General features: G+C 36.3%; 21 protein-coding genes. 11 read left to right on the top strand and 10 right to left on the bottom strand.

Going from position 1 to position 18518, the window contains the following annotated elements; translation table 11 throughout:
- Nucleotides 1-53 precede the first annotated feature (53 nt).
- The 5 genes from C4F49_RS14860 to C4F49_RS14880 all read left to right on the top strand — a co-directional run bounded on the left by C4F49_RS14860 (nucleotide 54) and on the right by C4F49_RS14880 (nucleotide 4147).
- A complete protein-coding gene (locus tag C4F49_RS14860; RefSeq protein WP_196936627.1) occupies nucleotides 54-923 on the top strand; it encodes a hypothetical protein in 870 nt (289 codons plus the stop codon).
- Nucleotides 924-1200: 277 nt separating this feature from the next.
- A complete protein-coding gene (locus C4F49_RS14865; protein ID WP_196936628.1) occupies nucleotides 1201-1356 on the top strand; it encodes a hypothetical protein in 156 nt (51 codons plus the stop codon).
- Between the two features lie 161 nt (nucleotides 1357-1517).
- Nucleotides 1518-2039 (top strand): ADP-ribosyltransferase-containing protein, encoded by a 522-nt coding sequence (locus C4F49_RS14870; protein WP_196936629.1) that lies wholly within the window; start codon nucleotides 1518-1520, stop codon nucleotides 2037-2039.
- A 50-nt stretch (nucleotides 2040-2089) separates the two neighbouring features.
- Nucleotides 2090-2272: a hypothetical protein gene (locus C4F49_RS14875; RefSeq protein WP_196936630.1), complete on the top strand. Its 183-nt coding sequence runs from the start codon at nucleotides 2090-2092 to the stop codon at nucleotides 2270-2272.
- A gap of 57 nt (nucleotides 2273-2329) precedes the next feature.
- A complete protein-coding gene (locus C4F49_RS14880) occupies nucleotides 2330-4147 on the top strand; it encodes a recombinase family protein (protein WP_196936631.1) in 1818 nt (605 codons plus the stop codon).
- On the opposite strand, the gene C4F49_RS14885 is transcribed toward C4F49_RS14880, so the two are convergent.
- From C4F49_RS14885 to C4F49_RS14905, 5 genes are all read right to left on the bottom strand, one after another.
- Nucleotides 4090-5493, bottom strand: a complete 1404-nt coding sequence (locus tag C4F49_RS14885) for a hypothetical protein (RefSeq protein WP_196936632.1) — start codon at nucleotides 5491-5493, stop codon at nucleotides 4090-4092. The genes C4F49_RS14880 and C4F49_RS14885 overlap by 58 nt on opposite strands.
- A 30-nt stretch (nucleotides 5494-5523) precedes the next feature.
- Nucleotides 5524-6681, bottom strand: coding sequence for a hypothetical protein (locus C4F49_RS14890; protein WP_196936633.1), 1158 nt, complete (start codon nucleotides 6679-6681; stop codon nucleotides 5524-5526).
- A gap of 77 nt (nucleotides 6682-6758) precedes the next feature.
- Nucleotides 6759-7052: a hypothetical protein gene (locus C4F49_RS14895; RefSeq protein ID WP_196936634.1), complete on the bottom strand. Its 294-nt coding sequence runs from the start codon at nucleotides 7050-7052 to the stop codon at nucleotides 6759-6761.
- On the bottom strand, nucleotides 7039-9180 hold the full coding sequence (locus C4F49_RS14900) for a hypothetical protein (RefSeq protein ID WP_196936635.1): 2142 nt from the start codon (nucleotides 9178-9180) through the stop codon (nucleotides 7039-7041). Before C4F49_RS14900 ends, C4F49_RS14895 begins: the two co-directional genes overlap by 14 nt.
- Nucleotides 9181-9374: 194 nt before the next feature.
- Nucleotides 9375-9740, bottom strand: coding sequence for a winged helix-turn-helix transcriptional regulator (locus C4F49_RS14905; RefSeq protein WP_336244705.1), 366 nt, complete (start codon nucleotides 9738-9740; stop codon nucleotides 9375-9377).
- Between the two features lie 101 nt (nucleotides 9741-9841).
- Between C4F49_RS14905 and C4F49_RS14910 the strand changes: the two genes are divergently transcribed.
- Nucleotides 9842-10180: a hypothetical protein gene (locus tag C4F49_RS14910; protein WP_196936637.1), complete on the top strand. Its 339-nt coding sequence runs from the start codon at nucleotides 9842-9844 to the stop codon at nucleotides 10178-10180.
- A gap of 180 nt (nucleotides 10181-10360) precedes the next feature.
- On the opposite strand, the gene C4F49_RS14915 is transcribed toward C4F49_RS14910, so the two are convergent.
- A complete protein-coding gene (locus C4F49_RS14915) occupies nucleotides 10361-10711 on the bottom strand; it encodes a winged helix-turn-helix transcriptional regulator (RefSeq protein WP_196936638.1) in 351 nt (116 codons plus the stop codon).
- Nucleotides 10712-10816: 105 nt separating this feature from the next.
- Here C4F49_RS14915 and C4F49_RS14920 point away from each other — a divergent pair, with 105 nt between their 5' ends.
- On the top strand, nucleotides 10817-11515 hold the full coding sequence (locus tag C4F49_RS14920) for a nitroreductase family protein (RefSeq protein WP_196936639.1): 699 nt from the start codon (nucleotides 10817-10819) through the stop codon (nucleotides 11513-11515).
- Between the two features lie 310 nt (nucleotides 11516-11825).
- Here C4F49_RS14920 and C4F49_RS14925 read toward each other — a convergent pair whose 3' ends face one another.
- Both C4F49_RS14925 and C4F49_RS14930 read right to left on the bottom strand, forming a co-directional pair.
- Nucleotides 11826-12665: a universal stress protein gene (locus C4F49_RS14925; protein ID WP_196936640.1), complete on the bottom strand. Its 840-nt coding sequence runs from the start codon at nucleotides 12663-12665 to the stop codon at nucleotides 11826-11828.
- Nucleotides 12666-12678: 13 nt separating this feature from the next.
- On the bottom strand, nucleotides 12679-13275 hold the full coding sequence (locus C4F49_RS14930) for a hypothetical protein (protein WP_196936641.1): 597 nt from the start codon (nucleotides 13273-13275) through the stop codon (nucleotides 12679-12681).
- Between the two features lie 338 nt (nucleotides 13276-13613).
- Between C4F49_RS14930 and C4F49_RS14935 the strand changes: the two genes are divergently transcribed.
- Complete coding sequence (locus C4F49_RS14935; RefSeq protein ID WP_196936642.1) at nucleotides 13614-13937, top strand: helix-turn-helix domain-containing protein; 324 nt, start codon at nucleotides 13614-13616, stop codon at nucleotides 13935-13937.
- 183 nt (nucleotides 13938-14120) lie between these two features.
- On the opposite strand, the gene C4F49_RS14940 is transcribed toward C4F49_RS14935, so the two are convergent.
- Together C4F49_RS14940 and C4F49_RS14945 are read right to left on the bottom strand one after the other, a co-directional pair.
- Nucleotides 14121-14630, bottom strand: a complete 510-nt coding sequence (locus C4F49_RS14940; RefSeq protein ID WP_196936643.1) for a hypothetical protein — start codon at nucleotides 14628-14630, stop codon at nucleotides 14121-14123.
- A gap of 374 nt (nucleotides 14631-15004) precedes the next feature.
- Nucleotides 15005-15784: a helix-turn-helix domain-containing protein gene (locus C4F49_RS14945; RefSeq protein ID WP_196936644.1), complete on the bottom strand. Its 780-nt coding sequence runs from the start codon at nucleotides 15782-15784 to the stop codon at nucleotides 15005-15007.
- Nucleotides 15785-15875: 91 nt separating this feature from the next.
- On the opposite strand from C4F49_RS14945, the gene C4F49_RS14950 reads away from it, so the two are divergent.
- From C4F49_RS14950 to C4F49_RS14960, 3 genes are read left to right on the top strand one after another with little or no spacing between them, the layout of a single operon-like run.
- Complete coding sequence (locus C4F49_RS14950; protein ID WP_196936645.1) at nucleotides 15876-16139, top strand: hypothetical protein; 264 nt, start codon at nucleotides 15876-15878, stop codon at nucleotides 16137-16139.
- Entirely contained in the window at nucleotides 16126-17460 is a 1335-nt protein-coding gene (locus tag C4F49_RS14955) for a TolC family protein (protein WP_196936646.1), read from the top strand. Before C4F49_RS14950 ends, C4F49_RS14955 begins: the two co-directional genes overlap by 14 nt.
- Before the next feature lie 10 nt (nucleotides 17461-17470).
- Entirely contained in the window at nucleotides 17471-18517 is a 1047-nt protein-coding gene (locus tag C4F49_RS14960; protein WP_196936647.1) for an HlyD family secretion protein, read from the top strand.
- Nucleotide 18518: the final 1 nt, after the last annotated feature.

An 18518-nucleotide genomic window follows, 5' to 3' on the forward strand; every position in this document is an offset into this window, starting at 1 on the left:
AGGGACAGATGACACTTTTTAAACACAATTTTTAATCCCAAAATCAAATAACTATGAATGAGAACAATCTTGAATATTTAAAGAAGACGCTTGATGGACTGGGCTTCGGTTCAAAGCTTAATGATGTACTGGAAAATGCGATCAGGCGTGAAATGCCGGCATTTAGCCTTGGTATTAGAAGCGAACGCAGACCTTTGGATACAAAGGATATTAACGCAACTCGTACCGATCACCTTGCTTTTACGATCAACTTCAATCGCTCGAAAGAAAGTGATATGTATTTTCTGAACAATTATGATGTTACGTTAAGGAAAGCAAATAACCCTGTTGCCGTCTCACAGACCTTTGATCTGGCTAGAGATCATCGTATAACAGCTTTACAGGCGCATAAACTCTTGTCAGGACTCGCCTTGGAAAAAGAGGTTCCGCTACGTCCAAGAGATGAAAACCAGCAACCAGGTAAACAACCCGAGAAAGTGAGTGTGTGGTTTAAACTCAACCTCGATGTAACGGATGCGTATGGCAACCATCCACTACGAACTTTTCGTCCGGAATATGGCTACGATGTTGCTGGTGCATTAGGTAAATACCCTATAAAAGGTTTGGATACACCTGAAAAGATTCAACAAGCGATAAATACACTAAAAAATGGAAACTATCTGCATGCTGATCTATTGGTCGGTAAAAAAACCTTACCCGTTTCTATTGTAGCAAATCCACAGATGAAGACTATTGATATTTTCGATAAAAATAGGACTGAGGTGCGTGATGAAACAATTTTTCCTGAAAGAACTGCAAAAGAGAAAGCAGATGCGAGTCAAGCTGTAGCAACTTCTACTGATCTAAAAGCTGGACAGCAGAAAGAGCCCCTACCTTGGGAGCAGGCTCCTGAGCAACAGCAGGCGCCGAAGAGATCGAGATAAGATTTCCTTGTCCCTGTAGTATTTCGGGACTTCCCACGCATGATGTACCACGCTAAAGCTGGGTACATCTGTGCTGTGGAATGACCTTAGTCTTTATTTCGCACATGAGGAGTTCAAATACATCATTACTTCTTTGACCTCCAACTTCCGTGCATTCGAACACCTCGTTTGAATTCACAACGCTGAGGATGACAATACATCAGCGGAAAAATAACTTTTTTATAACAATCATATGAAAAAAATATTTCAACGGATCGACCGGATCAGGGGATCTGGTATGGCAACACTGAACCTAGAAGCTTCATCACCTTACTGTCACTTAAACGGCAAGCGTTTTCCTGTAGATAGCATCGGTCAGCCTGGGATTAAATGTCGGATAACGCTATTGATAGATGGGATGCTCGTAGATTTCACGATTGAAGAAATGCTCTGATTCTATTACTTCCAAGTAGTTTAAATAGACAGAATAAGGCTATTCACTCTCATATCTATTATGGAGGAATAAAAATTTAAAACGGGCATACTCGTGGTCAATTATCGCTACAGGCGATCACTTAGCGTTCGTTTTTAATGAATTATTTAATCTGGAATATTATGGATGCGAATACCAGACTAAAAATTGATCCCACCATGATATTCTATCATGGTACACATGCCTTTTTTGAACGCTTTGAAGATTCTTTTAGAGGAAGCAATACCGCTTGGGATAATACTGTACACGGCTTTTTCTTTGCGGATAAAAAAGAAAATGCACTATTGTTTGGTGATACGATTATCACCGCAAATCTTGAAGTGAAAAATCCGCTAGACTTGAGGTTACATTCCATTTTTAACGATGAAAGTCAGGCATCCATAATCTGGAATATGCTTACCTGTGAGAAGATTGATAACAATACCGCATTGAAACTTATTAAAGATGAGATTAGTCTTGGAAAAATACATGATATGTACGGTAGCCTGCATAGTATAGGAGAACATGAAATGATGCTTGAAGCTGGTTATGATGGTATTATATCAGATCTGGGAGATGAACAGATAGAATATGTTGTCTTTCAAGCAATGCAAATTACATTGCTTTCTATAGATCGTGAAACGTTTAGGGGTTATACGAGATAGTCAAATTAATGTGATTTTTATATAATGTAGCCATTTTTTATACGAGATTAATGAAACATAGGATGGAGAAGCATGATGCGCGAAAAAATGATATTACAATAGAAGAAGTGAAATCGCTTCCAACGTTTGCCGATTTTTCTGATGAACAGGCATTAGAGGTCGTCCGTACCATTAAAATCTTTGTCGAAATTGCACTTGATTATTACAAAAAAGAACAATCTAATCTTGATTAAAGATCTTTTTTAGTATTTTAGAATATAATTAGTTAAAACATTTCTAATACTTATTTTATGTCAGACTCACTTGTTTTTGAAAGTTTTGCTAAAGGTAAAAAAGCGCCGAAATCGATAAAAAGGTCTAAAGAGTGTGTTATATATACGCGTGTTAGTAGTCAGCAACAAGCTGATAATTTAAGTCTAGCAACCCAACTAAAATCTTGTACATTGTATGCTGAGAAGATGGGTTATAATATTGTAAATACTTTTGGCGGTACATACGAAAGCGCAGAAAATGATGAACGAAAGCAATTTACATCCATGATTTCGTTTGTAAAAAAATACAAAGGAAAAATTTCTTATATCTTGGTGTATAGTTTAGAACGTTTCTCACGCAACGATAATTCGATATGGCTCACAAATGAATTGAGAAAACTAGGGATAGAGATCGTATCCGTAACTCAACCGATTGATACTTCTAATGCATCTGGACAGATGCAACAGAAAATGCTTTTTCTATTTGGCGAGTTTGATAACCAACTTCGTAAACAAAAATGCACGGCAGGAATAAAAGAAATGCTTCTCAAAGGAGATTGGCCAACAAAACCGCCGGTTGGTTACGATGTAACTAAATTAAATGGAAAAAGAAAAATAGTTGTAAATGAAGTAGGACGCTTAATTCGACAGGCATTTCAGTGGAAAGCAAATGAAAATTTAACAGGAGAAGTTATTAGACATCGGCTTGCTGAGAAGGGCTTTAATATTGGGCGTATGCAGATATCTAGAGTGTTACACAATCCTTTTTACTGTGGTCTGATAGTACACAATATGTTGGAAGGACGAGTGGTGGAAGGGAATCACGAGCAACTTATTTCTAAAGAAGTCTTTCTTCGTGTGAATGGATTGATGAAAGATAATGCACATGGTTATACCATCAATGAAGAGAATGTAGCTATCCCATTGAAACGTTTTGTTTGTTGCGGCCATTGTGGAATGCCTTTAAGAGGCTATGTTGTGAAAAGGAAAAAAATACATTACTACAAATGCAATACTAAAGCCTGTAACAACAATAAGAATGCAAAAGATCTCAATGATATGTTTGCAAGAATACTTGAAGTTTTTAAAATAGAAGAAGCAAAGGATATAATAAAATTGATTAAAACACAGACCATTGCTTTATTCAATCAACTCACCGCTAATAAGCAGGATGATTATAAGCTTTTACAAAAGGAGTATTCGGATCTTGAAAAAAAGATAATTAGGCTGGAAGAACGCTATATAGAGGAAGAGATTAATAAAGAATTGTATAACAAATATCGAACTCGTTATGTAAAGGAAAAAGAGGAAATACAGGATAAGTTGACTAAGCTGTCGCGACAAGTGTCGAACCTCGAAAAAAGTATAGCCTTCACCATAAAATTCGCGCTTGAATTGCCTTTAAAGTGGGTTTCGGCAGACTACAATACCAAGCAACGTATACAATTTCTGCTGTTCCCTAAAGGATTGAGTTATAGCAAGAAAACTAATGAATGTCGAACCGAGAGAATAAATTTAGTGTTTTTGTATATCGCTTATTTTCAGCAGATTATATCAAATAAAAAAAGAGGAATTCCAGAATTAGGACTGGATTTTTCCTCTTTTTCACGTTGGGTACGCAAATGTACAAAATGTCGAACTTTATTGAGGATTTCGAAAATATTTTATTTGCGAAAGATCTCATGGAGTAATTTATCCCTTGACCATCAAGATCAAGGGCGGTTTATAAATATGAATTTAATTAAGAACAGGTTAGAGTGCAGTTTCGGAAAGTTTGAAATCAATAAAACAAACTGCTGTCAATCTGGGTCTTCACTTTTTCTATCTGTTTCTGCATCATTTATATCAAATCTGTAGTTATATACTGGATCAAATAGACGATTTAGAAATTCTCGAAAATATCTAATATCATACCAATTGTCTATACCATAGCGTGGAATGTCACCATGTTCATGAAACGGATGATTTTCATAACTATGTTTTGTCAAATATTTATAATCAATATCTTGATATGCTTGAAATAATTTTCTTAAAAGCCCCGTTGGTCTTACATCATAATTATGTACAAAAACGTCCTCCATTAGGATTCGTTGATATTGTTTCCAAGTCATTGAACCATGGTCAGTTTCAAAGGTTTCATTTTCGGAATTTATAGTCATGGTTTTAAATGTTTCAAAGGAAATGCCCGCAATAGTATTAGTCCAAGCAGTCGAAAAGGCTTCCAAATAGTCTTCACTGGATTTATTGTGAGTATTATCTATTTCTGGCAATATATTACTCAATTTAATGCCTGACGTATCCAAATCTTCTGTTTTATATATATCAAGTCGTTTGGTTCTTATTAGATGAAGCAGTTTGCTGACTTTAAATGGGTTAATACCAGCTATAATCAAAGAGTTAGGAAGAAGAGGCATTTCTGCCCAAGGTTGTGAGGCATAAACGAAACCCGTTATGTGCTTTGATTCCATCACTTGTGCAGCATATATGGACAGCTTATTTAATGTATCGACCATATGTGGCTCGGGATTCTGCTGTGGTGGTAAATAATTCCAGTCGTCAACGTAATCCCAAGTCAGCTTAAATATGTCAATATTGGAAGGATGGAACATTCCATTTGAAATTTTAACCAAGTCTTCGTTAGATGGAATCCACGGATGTAATTTAAGTGTGGTTATATCATCATTTACCCACTTAGGAACCAAACAATATACCGGTTTTTCGTCATTAAGAAGACTTAATAATGTGGCTTCTCGTACAATCCTTTCTTCCATAGGGGATATTAAGATATAAACCAAGTCCTCCGTAGACATACCCGGAAATAGACCTTGTATGTGATTGCCATACCCCAGCAATTCGGTATATGCTTGTCTTTCTGTTTGCGAGCTTTTTTTGATTTCAACGATTCCAAAACCTCCTCTCCCAATTGAACAGCATAATAAGTCGGCTCGAATTGTTGAATCTGAGTTCTTTTTTAAGTGTACCTCGCACCCAATCAGCTCGGTTTTGCGTGTATATTTATCTAAGTCAGATAGCCGACTATAGATTATATTTAAAAAGGCATCTTGGGGATTTAATGACCATATGTCATATTCCCCGTCTATGAAATGGTTTGGTTCAGGAAATTTTACAGGCTGAATCAAATTAACCCAATTATCTCTTAGCCCCCATATATGGAGCTGTATATCTTTTTCGCTAATAGGCATATTGTTTTGAATAAAGCTGACAATGAGTGTCTAATATCCGAAAAAATTTAATTCATAAGGATTCTTAAGATAATCATTCGGTGTTAAATTAAACGTTTCCAAAATACTGTTGCTTCCATTAAATATGCCATAATCGAATTGAGCATCAATCAAAGCTTTTTCAATTAAGGCCATTTGATTGTCTATAAAAGTCGAATAATATACGGGTTCAAAATAAATATTCCCTACGTGGCCTGCTAAAAGAATTGTTATATCTGATTTAAGCTTTCCTCTATTTACAATTTGTGAACATACTTTTTCATATAACTTAACATCATTCTTAAAATAGCTTATTAGAAAATATGTCTTATTAGAATCTGGAAATAGCGAAACATATAAATATTCCATTCTATTTTCTGAATGAGGGATCTGATTGCCTTCAAAATCGAAATCTAAATAAAAGCTGGAAGAGGCTGCTATAGGATAAAAAACTGGAAGTTCGAATATTTTTGTTTCGATTATATTGTAATCTTTTTTAAGAATTGCTTTATCAAATATTTTTTTTGTTTCCTTGATGTCATTGTCTGCTTGATCTCCAAAATTAGCAAGGTAACTTCCTTCGATTTTTTTGTGAGCTGCTACGATAAACCCCCGATATGCGAAAAGGAAATTTTGTTCTGCAGTTTGGGTATAGGGCAATACTTCAATTGGTTTAAATATTGCATCGTGCGTGTTACAGAATCCCCAAAATACCGACGCTAAACTTTTGCCAATTAATTTACCATCAAATCCTGGCGAAGTCTTTTTATAGGTCATCACATGACCATCTTTCGCAATTTGACTGAGAACTCGATTATTCTGGATTGAATGCGCTGCACTAATTGAAATATTTCCTGCTTTATCAAGCTTGCATGTTTGTACACCTGCCTCTGGATGCCAACATCTTTTTGAGTTTTCTTCCGATCTTCTAAACAATTCTCTTATGACAATCTGAAAATCATCTTCATTCAAATCTGTCAAATTGAATTTTTTAAAAACACCATAGTCAGTGTCACTTCTTGATACAATTGGTGGTAAGTTTCTCACAAACGTTATAAACTCATCATAATTATTGGGATTTAACCCTCCTTTTCTAAAATCACGCATAACCTCAAAAAATGCTTCATAATTTAATTGAGGATGTTGTGTTTGATGTAAATAGTTTACCATAAGAATAATTAGTGCTTTTATGCTACTTCATTACAAATGATATGGAGAATGCGCAGCAAATTTTGTTAGGCACAATCTTACTTCAGTTGTATTAACCCATTGTCCTGTAACTCACTATATGTACTTTTTAGTTCTGCATTAAGTTGAGTTATGTATTCTTTGCAAATGTGGTGATACAGATCTTCTTTATCGTCAGTCAAGTTGAATTCAAATTCCCCCTTTTTAAGTTGTTCCAATAACTTGTTGAATACACTCTTTACATCGTTAGGTCTGTCTTCAGTCAAAACTATCTCTAACACAGTTTCTCCGAGTGCAAGCTTTAATGTTGCACTTAATTCTTTTCTATCAATAGTTGCGTTATGAGTTTGCATATATTTTACCTCTTTCACCAAAAGCAGATTTCCCGCCCTCTAAAGTTTTCATGCTAATTAATTTCCAATCTAAGTTAGGTTTTTGTCCTGTATTACAGACTAAGCTGTTCGAAAATGGGTTTCCCGAATATGTGCAATAGCCGTTAACATCGTGTTCTCTATAAATTGAGTTGTATGGTAACGTCCTTACAGCAATATTTGCATCGTGAGTTGCAATAATTACTCTTTTGCCACTTCTTGCCCTTTCCTTAATTAACGGCACAATTACATCACTTATATAATCGTTACCTAAACTTTTTTCCGGCTCGTCAATTAGATATATTTCTTTGTCTTTCAATAATTCATTATGCAAAAGAACCATTGAAGATTCTCCATTTGATGGTGTATAGACTTGGTCATTTAAAGTAAAATGCCTGTAAAAAAGCAGTAAATCGTCAATTGAATTTACCATTTCTGAACTTTCAATGTTTTTAAGCTCAGTAATTTTTTCAAATAATGCGTTAGAATATATATGCCTGTGGATAATTTCAATTTGTGCAGCGACCAATTTCTGAGGAATTTTAGTCGTGCTTAACATATGCTTATATTTGCTATCTGTTATTTTACCATCTTGAGAGATTAGATTGGTAGTGCAATACAATTTCCCTTTTTCACCTAAATCTCCTACATATTCAATTTGTGCTTCAATTGGTTTAGAAATGTTTTCAAGAATTTTTCTAACATCTTTCTCAATTGCAATTCGATTGCTTGCATATTCATAAAACCCAGTCTTTATAGGTTTTTCAGGTTGTCCTGTTTTTCTTGAAATTTCAGATACAAATAGTTTTATAAGGTTATTGAATAAACTTATGCTTTTGTAGTCAATAATTCTCTTTTCTGATTCCGAATTTACCTTGTCTATGATTTTCGAAAGAACATCGTCTAATTCTTGGAAAAGTTCATCCCCAATAACAGCTTGTAATTTTGTATCATTATTAAAGTATCCCTTAAACTCACGAATTTCTTTTAAGTTATCTTTGATTTCTTCAAAACTCCTTTTAGACGAATTTTCATCGAGTTGAGTAAACTTGTCAATCTTGATGTTTTTGGATATTTTATTAGTAGCCTCCGCAGAATAATAGCGTGTATATGCTGATAGGCTAGTGATGTTTTTCTCTGTTGCGTTTTTTAGCAAAGTAAATTCAGCAGAACAATTATCAATGCCTAAACTTTCTGTATCAACATTATATTGATTTCCTTTCAAATCAAAAACTACATCAAGCCTCTTGGCATTTGATTCATAAACGTCTGTCCTAAATCCAATACCATTATAATAGTTAGAAAGTGCCCTTAAAATTTCCGTTTTACCTGTGCCCTTGGAACCAAAAAGTATATTGATGTCATTATAAATATCAATATTTATCAACTCGGCAACTCCAAACGGATTTATTTGGATAGTTTCTTTGGTTTTTTTATCAAGAATGGTTTTTATAGTTGCATCATCTTTATCTAACAATAAACAAAACTGTTCAAAACTCTCGACAGGAAGCCTCAATTCGGGCAAATTTTCAGCAATGTTTCCGTAATCGTTCCAATTATGAACATCTGAACCGTGTATAGAATTGTGTCCGTGGTTGATATAAATGCCTGCTGAAATGGAATTCGATGCCTCTTTTAAAACTCTTTTTTTATTTGAAACTAAACTCACAAGTTTCTCGACATCGGTGTCTGTTAAATTTGGCTTTTTTGAATGGTAGTGTGCGATAAAAATCGTATCAAGAGTATCGAATTTGCTTATAACATCATCAATACTGATAGCAAAAGTGTCGACAGATGAATTCCCTATAACTTCTCCAACTTTATCGTTAAATGCTTGCGAATTTTTGGGATTTACAATAATAATCAAATGTGCTCTTCTTCCTTCTTCAAGAACATCAAATTCTACACCTGGCCATATTTGGCAAATTCCGTCAACCTTATTTTTGAATTCAATATATTGGTCGTGGTCAAAATGATTGTGGTTAGTTATAGCTAATATTTTTACATCTGTTTCTTTAATTATTTCCAAAAATCTGTCAACGTCAATATTCCGATGTTCAGAGTCGCCTTGTTTTACTTTTTTTGTATGTGTATGTATATCGATTTGCATTGTTGTGGTTTTGGTTCTTTAGTCATAAAATATTGTGTTGAATAATTGTATTGGCAAAAAGCTAAACGTTTATAATTTCATGCTTGGTCAATAACAAGTTTACCAAATATGCAAAATTTACCGCTTCTGAACAAATGAATAAAATCGGCAAGCATTTCTTAACTTAAATACTGATAATAAGAATAATGGAACATTCACTGCTGTGGATATTCCCATATGTTAGTCCATTCGTCCAAGGTATTCAAAACTTTTAAGAGATCTGAACCTTTGTTCGTAATAGAATAAGCGATCTGTACCGGAGTAGTACTGCGAATCTGCTCTTTAACGATCAATCCCTTTTTTACTAAATCCTCTATCCTTGAGGCAAGCATCTGTTCAGAAATACCCGGAATTTTGTTTTTAAGCGTGGAAAACTGATCGCATCCCAGAGAGATCTCATACAAGGCTGTCATAAGCCACCGCTTTCCTATGAACGACAAGGTGTCGTTAACACTACAGCTATCGGATAGCTTTCTTTTATTTTCCTGATAAGTAGAGGTTTTCTTTAGCATATTTGTCATTTCGTAACTAATAAAAAACTGAGTTATTGCATACCCAAAACCATTGGGATACCTTTGTTACAAAGTTAAACAAATAGAATATGGAAATTAAAACCGTTGTTTTGCCGATAGTTATAGAGAATTTTGAAAGCACAGTCGAGTTCTATAAAAAAATTACCGGTCAGGGGGTGAGTATTACAGCTTCCCACGATGGCTACCAATTGAAAATGGTTGACCGCTTTGTAATTCTCGGATCGGTTACTGGTCCCGAAGCGTTGGAAATACCTCGCCTAGTAGATGCTATCTTCGTTGTAGATGACCTTGGGGCTTATTGGGAAATTCTTGAAAAGGATTCTAAGAGAGTAATTATTCCCGTTAACAGAGTAAGTACAGGCATTCGCTTTATAGTAGAGCAAAATGATGGAAAAGTGATTGAATACCTTCAGCTTGACGAAGGATAGCGCTTTCGATAACAGTATTCACAGTCGAAGAAGAGCATCATAACTGCCAGACCGCAATTCTTCTATAGAAGTAATTGCAAGAATATAAAGTGTCCAGACGCCAATAGGGGCACTTGTCAGAAAGATATTATTACTAGGTGACGAATAATTATTATAAGATGCCAAATAGTAGAAAAATAGTTATTTCCCGATTATTTCTTTTCGGTGCTCAGCACCCCAATCGGTAAGATCCCTAATTACGGACTGCAACTTTTGACCGTATTCAGTTAATTCATATTGAACAGTGATAGGATGTGTATCTAAAACGGTTCTCCTAATAAGTTTATTTATTTCTAGGTCTTTTAGCTCCTTGCTTAACATTTTGTTTGAGATTCCGTTCAGGTCTTTTAGGATTTCCGAAAACCGTCTTTTATGATAATAACAGAGGGAGGCAACAATAGATATTTTCCATTTGCCATTAAGCACATCCATTGCATCGTGGACTGCCATAATGTTCTTCTTACATTCTTTTTGGAATTTATCGTCTGCCATAAGTTACAAAGTTACTCAAAAGTTACTGTTACTTTTATATACTTAGTGTTAAAAGTAAACATTTAAATTTTAATTTTAGGGCTTTAAATGATTAAAACTTATGATATGGCTTTAATAGACGACTTGAATTGGCGTTATGCTACAAAGAAGATGAACGGACAGGTGGTTCCGCAGGAAAAACTGGAATATATTTTGGAAGCTGCAAGGTTAGCACCGTCTTCTTCTGGCTTGCAACAGTATAAAATCATTGTAATATCTGATAAGACTCTTTTGGAAAAAATCAAAGGATTTTCATATCATCAAAGCCAGATTACAGACTGTTCGCATCTTTTGATCTGGGTAGCATGGGACGGATACACAGATGAGCGGATTTCCAGTGTATTTAACGATATGATGGATGAGCGGAATTTACCTCATAGCACGATGGATTCGTACAGAAAAACCATTCTAAACCTTTATGAAGAAGCAGGACAAGAATGGCAGGCCCATCATGCCTCAAAACAAAGTTATATCTCTTTTGCTATGGCGATTGCTGCAGCGGCGGAACAAAAGGTTGACGCTACTCCAATGGAAGGATTTATTGCCGAAAAATTAGATGACCTTTTAAAGTTAAAAGAAACTGGATATAAAACTACTGTGATTTTGCCTTTGGGATTTCGTGAAACGGAGAATGATTGGTTAGTCAATATGAAGAAATTCCGTATTCCGAAAGATAAATTTATCATGGAAATGACCATGGAAGATGCAGCGGATATTGCTGGACAACCAATGGAGCAAACGCTTGACGATTTTACTCAAAAATAATCGAATAGCTTTTAACAGGCTTGGCAATTTCGCAAGCCTAGCCTGTTTTCAAGATTTGAATACACCCCAACGATTAACCCTTCTGCAGAAAATTAATTATAACAGCCACCCGCTCAAAGCCTGGATTGCATCGGAAAGAAAATCCTGTTCCATACTGTCAATTCCGCAGGATACATCTTTGGAAAAACTACACCCCATCAAAAACTGTCTGAGCAAAAGATGCTTCTATGCAACAAGAAAGCAAGGAGTAATTGCATTAAAACTTTTCCAGGTGATTTCATCGATAATAATTTTTCTTTTTAAATATCCCTCATTCCCTTTCTTTGAGAAGTAGCAATGGCACCTCCGTCTTACCCAACAATCGCTTGCTCACACTACGTCGGAACAGCCCTTCGAAAAAGCCATAGGTCTTCGGCACGGTAATCACTAGGCCTGCTTCCTCATCCTCTGCAAAGTCCGCAATCTCCTCAGCGATGTCCTCACCCTGTTCATAATGGTACGAAGGTCCGAAGCCATCCAACAATTCATGCATCTTATATTGCTCGGGGATCATATCGGGATCAAACCGCCGGCCTTCCAGCGCTACGTTCAGCACCAACAGCTTCGCACCCAATTTTTCCAGCCACCAGCCGATTTCCGAGACCGGTGTACTCCTGGTCACCTGGTTCAGGTCACAGGCGAACACAATTTTATCGATCGAACCCAATTCTGCCTCCTTCGGAACGATAAGCAAAGGTACCGGACAGGATGAAGCCAAACCGACAGTATTGCTCCCTACAAAAAACTTTTCCAGACCACTTTTTCCAGTTGTCCCCACCACCACCAGGCCTGCCCGCCATTGTTCGGCAAGCTGCTCCACCCCAAGCTCCAATGACAACCCATTAGCCACCAGCTCAATCGCAATCTTAGGATCATCTCCCAATACTAACCCGATTTCCCTTTCCACAATCTCAAGCGCCAATAGGCTTCCTTCATGCGCCAGGGTTGTATCCGTCTCTGCCACTGGAACATCCGTAACTGCTGGAGCATTGTCATACGAATGGTAAAGCACAATTCGCAAAACTCCAATTGATTTTGCCAATCCTGCAGCATATCGGGCAGCATTTATCGCTGCTTCCGAAAAGTCTGTCGTAATAATGATTGTATTCATATTCGTTCTGGTTTTACTGTATGGTTTCTTTTAAGACCTCTTCCCTGAGCACCGTCAGGTCAATCTGATTAGCATTAAGGCCATGGCACAGCTCGATCCAGATATTTTCATTTGGTGTACGGATCAGGAATTGTTTGTATTTATAGGGGCTTGGATCGTACATGTCTGATACGTAGGCAGGCTTTTCCTTTTCGATCAGATCCGAAGCCGTTGAGGGAAGCCCTCCCGAATAAACCTCGACTCCTCCCAAATTTTCAATAGCCTTTTTGTATTCGTTGACTACATAAGTGTCTTCGAAAACATCGCCCTCTTGGTAGACAGCCGTATGAAAATATTTGCCACTAATTTTCTGTATCAGGCTATCCTTGTGGAAAAAATATTTCTCCTCCAAGGTTTTTTCCTTGTCGTCCCCGTGTCGGTATCCCGACGGAGCAGACAAATACGGAAAATCTCCAACCTCCTGCTGGGACACAAGAACCTGATCAAGATTAAAATCAGAATGGCCTTTAAGTTCAGCTTTAACTTGCGATGTATCTGCACGTCCACTACCGCACTCATCCTTGCTGTTAGTTTTTTGATTACATGAACTTAAGCCGATCACTACGGCCACAAAAGGTATAAAATATGTTTTCATTTAAGAGGGTTTAACTCAATAAACATAAATATATAATGTTACAAAAGTGTTTACAAACTATTAATTGTACGTTAAGCCAACCGACAACATACTATGAACAAGAAAAATTTCATTATATAAACTCTATATACCCTCTGGCTTGAGAACCTTGAGAGTTTATTCATTGCCCCACCAAGATTGAATCTTGAATATGGTAACACAACCACATTCCTGCGTTGCCTTGTACGCATTTTGAAGACCAAAACGAAAAACCGAGGGGTTTCGACTACCCTGAAACCCCAATCTCAATAGGCGAACATATAAGAAAGAAGCGTATGGATTTAAAGTTGCTCCAGAAGGATGTAGCGAAAATCTGTAGGGTTACAGAAGACTGTGTTACCAATTGGGAAAGAAATAGGTGCGAGCCACAAATCCAATACTTTCCTCGAATAGTTAATTTTTTAGGTTATTGTCCGCTTGAATTTGATGAAGCAAGACTTTCACGAAGAATAAAAGCTTATAGATGGAGAAACGGATTTAGCAATAAGAAACTGGGAAAACTTCTTAATGTTGATGGCTCTACTATCCTTGCATGGGAAAACGAAACGAGCATTCCTAGACAGGAATATTTACTTCAACTAGAAATGTTGTTAAAATGAAAGCGCAGCACAACGACTCGCGCATCCTTCTAATAACTTGCGCTTCTTTTTTTATAACCCGTTGTCGTTCGTCACGAAAGCAAAGGCTTCAGTAGTAACTTCAATTACGCCGAATGGGATGGACAGGATGTTCGACTTTATAAGTAGAACAGCTTTGTCTCCATTTTTTATCTTCCAGTAAAGCTAGGGAGATTGTTCATTTTCGAATATCGTTTTCCGCCTTGAAAAGGTCACTTCGCTTATATGTGAAAGTGGAGAATTCGGCTTGCAAACCAAAGGAGTATCCTCAATCACTTGACCGAATATTTGTAACAAGTTACGAAATGTTGAATTGCCGGGATGGATTTTCGATTTGATACCTACCGCATTCAGGAAATCGGATAACTCTTCTTGTAAAGAGGTAACAAACGATAGCTTTTTTTTAAGTAGGGGATATTGGGCTATGTGATATTCGCCATGGGTTTCGGCATCAACAAGAAAATCGTTCAGTTCTCGGAGGAAACCTTGTACAGTTTTGTTGTCCAGCTGGCTGTATAGCGTCCAGTTGGCACACATACGCAAGTTCCAATAACCCTCGATTCGATGCTGTTCAATGTGCTTTCTAATTTGTGCGAGCATATATATGCATTCGGCTTCTGACTCAACCCCTTTGGTTACTAGCATTGAAATCTTTTCTATAACGCTTTCTTTCATCTTGCTTTATATAAGGTTGTTGTAAAAGATATCAGATAGAACGGACTACAAATTCATAGAGGAATTAGCCCTTCCTATTTCTTTTCCAAGTTCAACATGGCAGGTAACGGTATGAGGCATTCAAAATAAAAAGTCGAGATGTTATCAGTATCATTGATTTTTCACTGCCTTACTTGACCAAGCCCAAATGAGAGACAATTAAGACTTTGGTGATTGTTCTTTTAAATAAGCCTTAAGAACCTCATCCTCAAGTGACAATAATTCACGGGCCCTGATGACATATCCCAAATTCAAAGTTATCTTCATCTTAAGTTTTGTAGTGGGACGATCTAACTCCCCATAGGTTTCTGATAATGGTCCAGCAGCGGCCGTTCTTATTTGGTTTTAAATTCAGTAGGTCTCATATTAGTTAGTTGCTGAAAATTATTGCTAAACGCAGATATATTTGAATATCCTATTTCATAAGCTATCTCCGTCATGTTCAAATCTGTATCATTAATCAATTCCATTGCTCTAATAATACGAAGCATTTTTAAGTATTGAACAAAAGTGATATGCAATTTCGTTTGGAATAATCTGGTCAAACTTCTTACACTCATTCCCGATTGCTGAGCAATACTATCTAAACTTAGATTTTCATTTAATCGATTTCTAAAACCGTCGATTATGGCATTGAGCCTTTTATCGTCAGTTATAGGAAGTTGAATGGAGAATTTTTCGAGGTTTTCCTTTGATAATACGCCTTTAATTGTAGTTAAAAACTCAAATTCCCATGAACGTTTAAAATAATCACCTTGCCATTTCTCGCTAAATGAGAGCATTTCTGCCAGAAGCTTACTAACAGGATAAATACCCAGTTCATCATAAAAACTATCTGCTTTTCCATCTGGAAAATAAATATTTATAATGTATAAATCCTGTGTATTAAACATCAGATTGTGAGGGTAGTTTTTGGGTATCCATATATAATGATTAGACGGAATATAGAAATCTTTTGTTTCTGTTTGTAAATAAGCAATTCCTCCATAGACCAATAACAACTGAGCCTTATCATGCTGATGAGCAGGCAAACGCTGTTCCGTCTGCTGTCGCATCACAAGGATTGAATCGGGATTTTTATCTACACTATTTATTAATTGGCTAAGGATTCCCATGTGGCCAAATATAGTAAATATTAGGCTAATTATATAAAAGCATAGATTGCTGCGATGGATAATTTTGCTGTTTTAATAATAGTAAAAAATTATGAAACGTAAAATCATAAAACCCGACAAAGATTTTGAACTTGAAATACAAGGCAAAAAATCTCAACATAAATTACTTCGTACAGATGAAGAAATTGATAAAGCAAAAATCTACGGGTTGGCTTATGCCTATTCCAGTCCCTTTATGCCAACGGTCGATTTAAGCTTTGCTTTTGATGAGTTGAAAAATATGCTAAAACAATGGTTAGCAAAGAAAAATAAAGAACCAATCATTTATAAAAGCAAAACTAATGAAACAATATAAAACAGTTACGATTTTGGGCATACTGTTGCTGTTATTTGAACAATCCATTTATGCTCAGCATGCAGAAAACGTCCACCCCTTAAGTTTGGAAGAAATATGGAAAGTTGCAGAAAAGAACAATCGACAGCTTAAACTATCCGACCTAAATCTTCAGCAAAGTAAAATAGAAATATTGGAAGCCAAAGACCGTTTGTTGCCTGAACTTTCAGTAGGTGGAGACGTAAAACTCAATTCCAAATTTCTGATTTACGACAATGGATTATTTTCTTCTCCACAGGATGTGCCTGTAAAAGGCTATGGGTACGGAGTAGGTTACAACTTGAACTTTAATCTTTACAACGGTGGTAAAGACAAAAGAAACATTGCCATGAAAAAGGAAGAAGAGACACGAAAACAACATGAAGTTGATCTGCAAAAGCATAGTGTAAAATATAATGTCGCAGTTGCTTATTTTGATTTGTATAAGTTCTTGCATTTCTATGATTTTCTAAATGCAGAGATTGAAGCAGAAAAAAAGCAATTGAGATTGATAGAAAGTCTGCATAAAAACGGCACCGTATTAAAGAGTGATGTACTGAGAACCTCTGTGAAATTGTCTCAACTGGAACTAAGTCTTTCCGATGTTACAAAGAAGATTGAATTAGCTAAACAACGGCTCAATATACTGATGGGACGTGAAAATGATATGAAGCTAGCGATCAAATACGAAGATGCAATTGAATTAAACGCTATCACAGATGGTGACTACAATGACTATGTAGACATTGCTTTCAACAAATCTCCTGAATACAAAATTGCTGCTAGTGACATCAAATGGAGCGAACTGAATGTAAAACAAGTGAAATCTACGCTATTGCCCAAAGTTGCTTTGTACGCTAACTATAATTACAACTATCCACAGATTTCCTTTTATCCGTATTCAAATGACTTGTGGGGATTTGGTCAGACAGGAATTAAAGTACAATATTCGATTGATAATTTGTACAAAAGTAAACATACTATTGCTCGTGCCCAGGTTGTCAGCAATCAGGCTAAAGAAAAAGCAGAAATGAAGAAGGACGAAATCTCTCTTCAGGTAAAAGAAGCTTATTTACAGCAAAAACAGGCTCTGGAGAGCGTGGAAACGGCAGAACAAAATATCGTTAAAACCACCGAAACCGTTCGTGTTATCAAAAGTAGCTACCTAAATCAGGAATCGCTACTAACCGACCTTTTGGAAGCAGAAAACGCTTTATTGGAAGCAAAATTCAATCTGACAACAGCACAGACAAGCGTAAAAGTAAGCCATATCAGACTTTTGGCAATCATAGGAATTCTTTAGTACAAATATTATGAACAAAAATAAAAAAGATAAAATTATTGTAAGCCTAACCAAATGGTTTGGTATCGCATTATTCGTAGGGATCATTATTTGGGGAGCTACCTATTTCTTAAAAGGATATCGCTATGAGCAGACCAATGATGCACAGGTAGATGCTTATCTTTCACCGATAAACGCAAAAGTGGGTGGCTATATCAGCCAAATATATTACAAGGACAATCAGCTTGTTAAAAAAGGCGATACGCTTGTGGTCATTGAGTTGGACGAGTATGGACTGAAAAAAGATGTTGCATCAGCAGAGCTCATGAGTTCACACGCCAAATTACCGATTTTGACGGCGAACGAAGAAACACAACTTAAAAGTATTGAAGTTATAAAAGCACAATTGGCAGGGGCGAAAGCGAGATTGAACCAACAGCAAAAAGAATTTGACCGTTATAAAAATTTACTAGCAGATGAATCTACCACACAACAGAAATTCGATAACATCAGTGCTTCTTTATCCATTGCACAGTCAGATTATGATCAGGCTAAAGCTTCTTTACAAGTAGCAGAATCTAAACTGAATGATTTTAGAGCGCAACATAATGCTGTACAGGCAGAGATAAAAATTAAAGAAACACTTGTTCAAAGACAGGAATTAGACATTCGATACACGGTTATCATTGCACCTTTTGATGGACAAATTGGTAAAAAGACTATCCAGGAAGGTCAACTGATACAAGCTGGGCAGACACTGGCTTTTCTGGTGAACAAAGTCGAGGAAAAATGGGTGGTTGCAAATTTTAAGGAAACACAGATTGGCAACTTCAAAATCGGACAGGTGGTATCCTTAGAAGTTGATGCCTTTCCGAATGAAAAATTCAATGGTACTATCGAATCACTTTCGCCCACCACAGGTTCACGTTATTCCCTACTTCCACCAGATAATGCTACAGGTAATTTTGTAAAAATTATTCAAAGGATTCCCGTTCGTATTAAACTAATCGATACACCTGAAAAATTAGGAAAACTCTCTGCTGGAATGAATGCCAATGTTTATGTTATAAAAGATTAAT

Source organism: Sphingobacterium hungaricum (genome assembly GCF_015210005.1).
In the GTDB taxonomy this organism is placed as follows: Bacteria; Bacteroidota; Bacteroidia; order Sphingobacteriales; family Sphingobacteriaceae; genus Sphingobacterium; species Sphingobacterium hungaricum.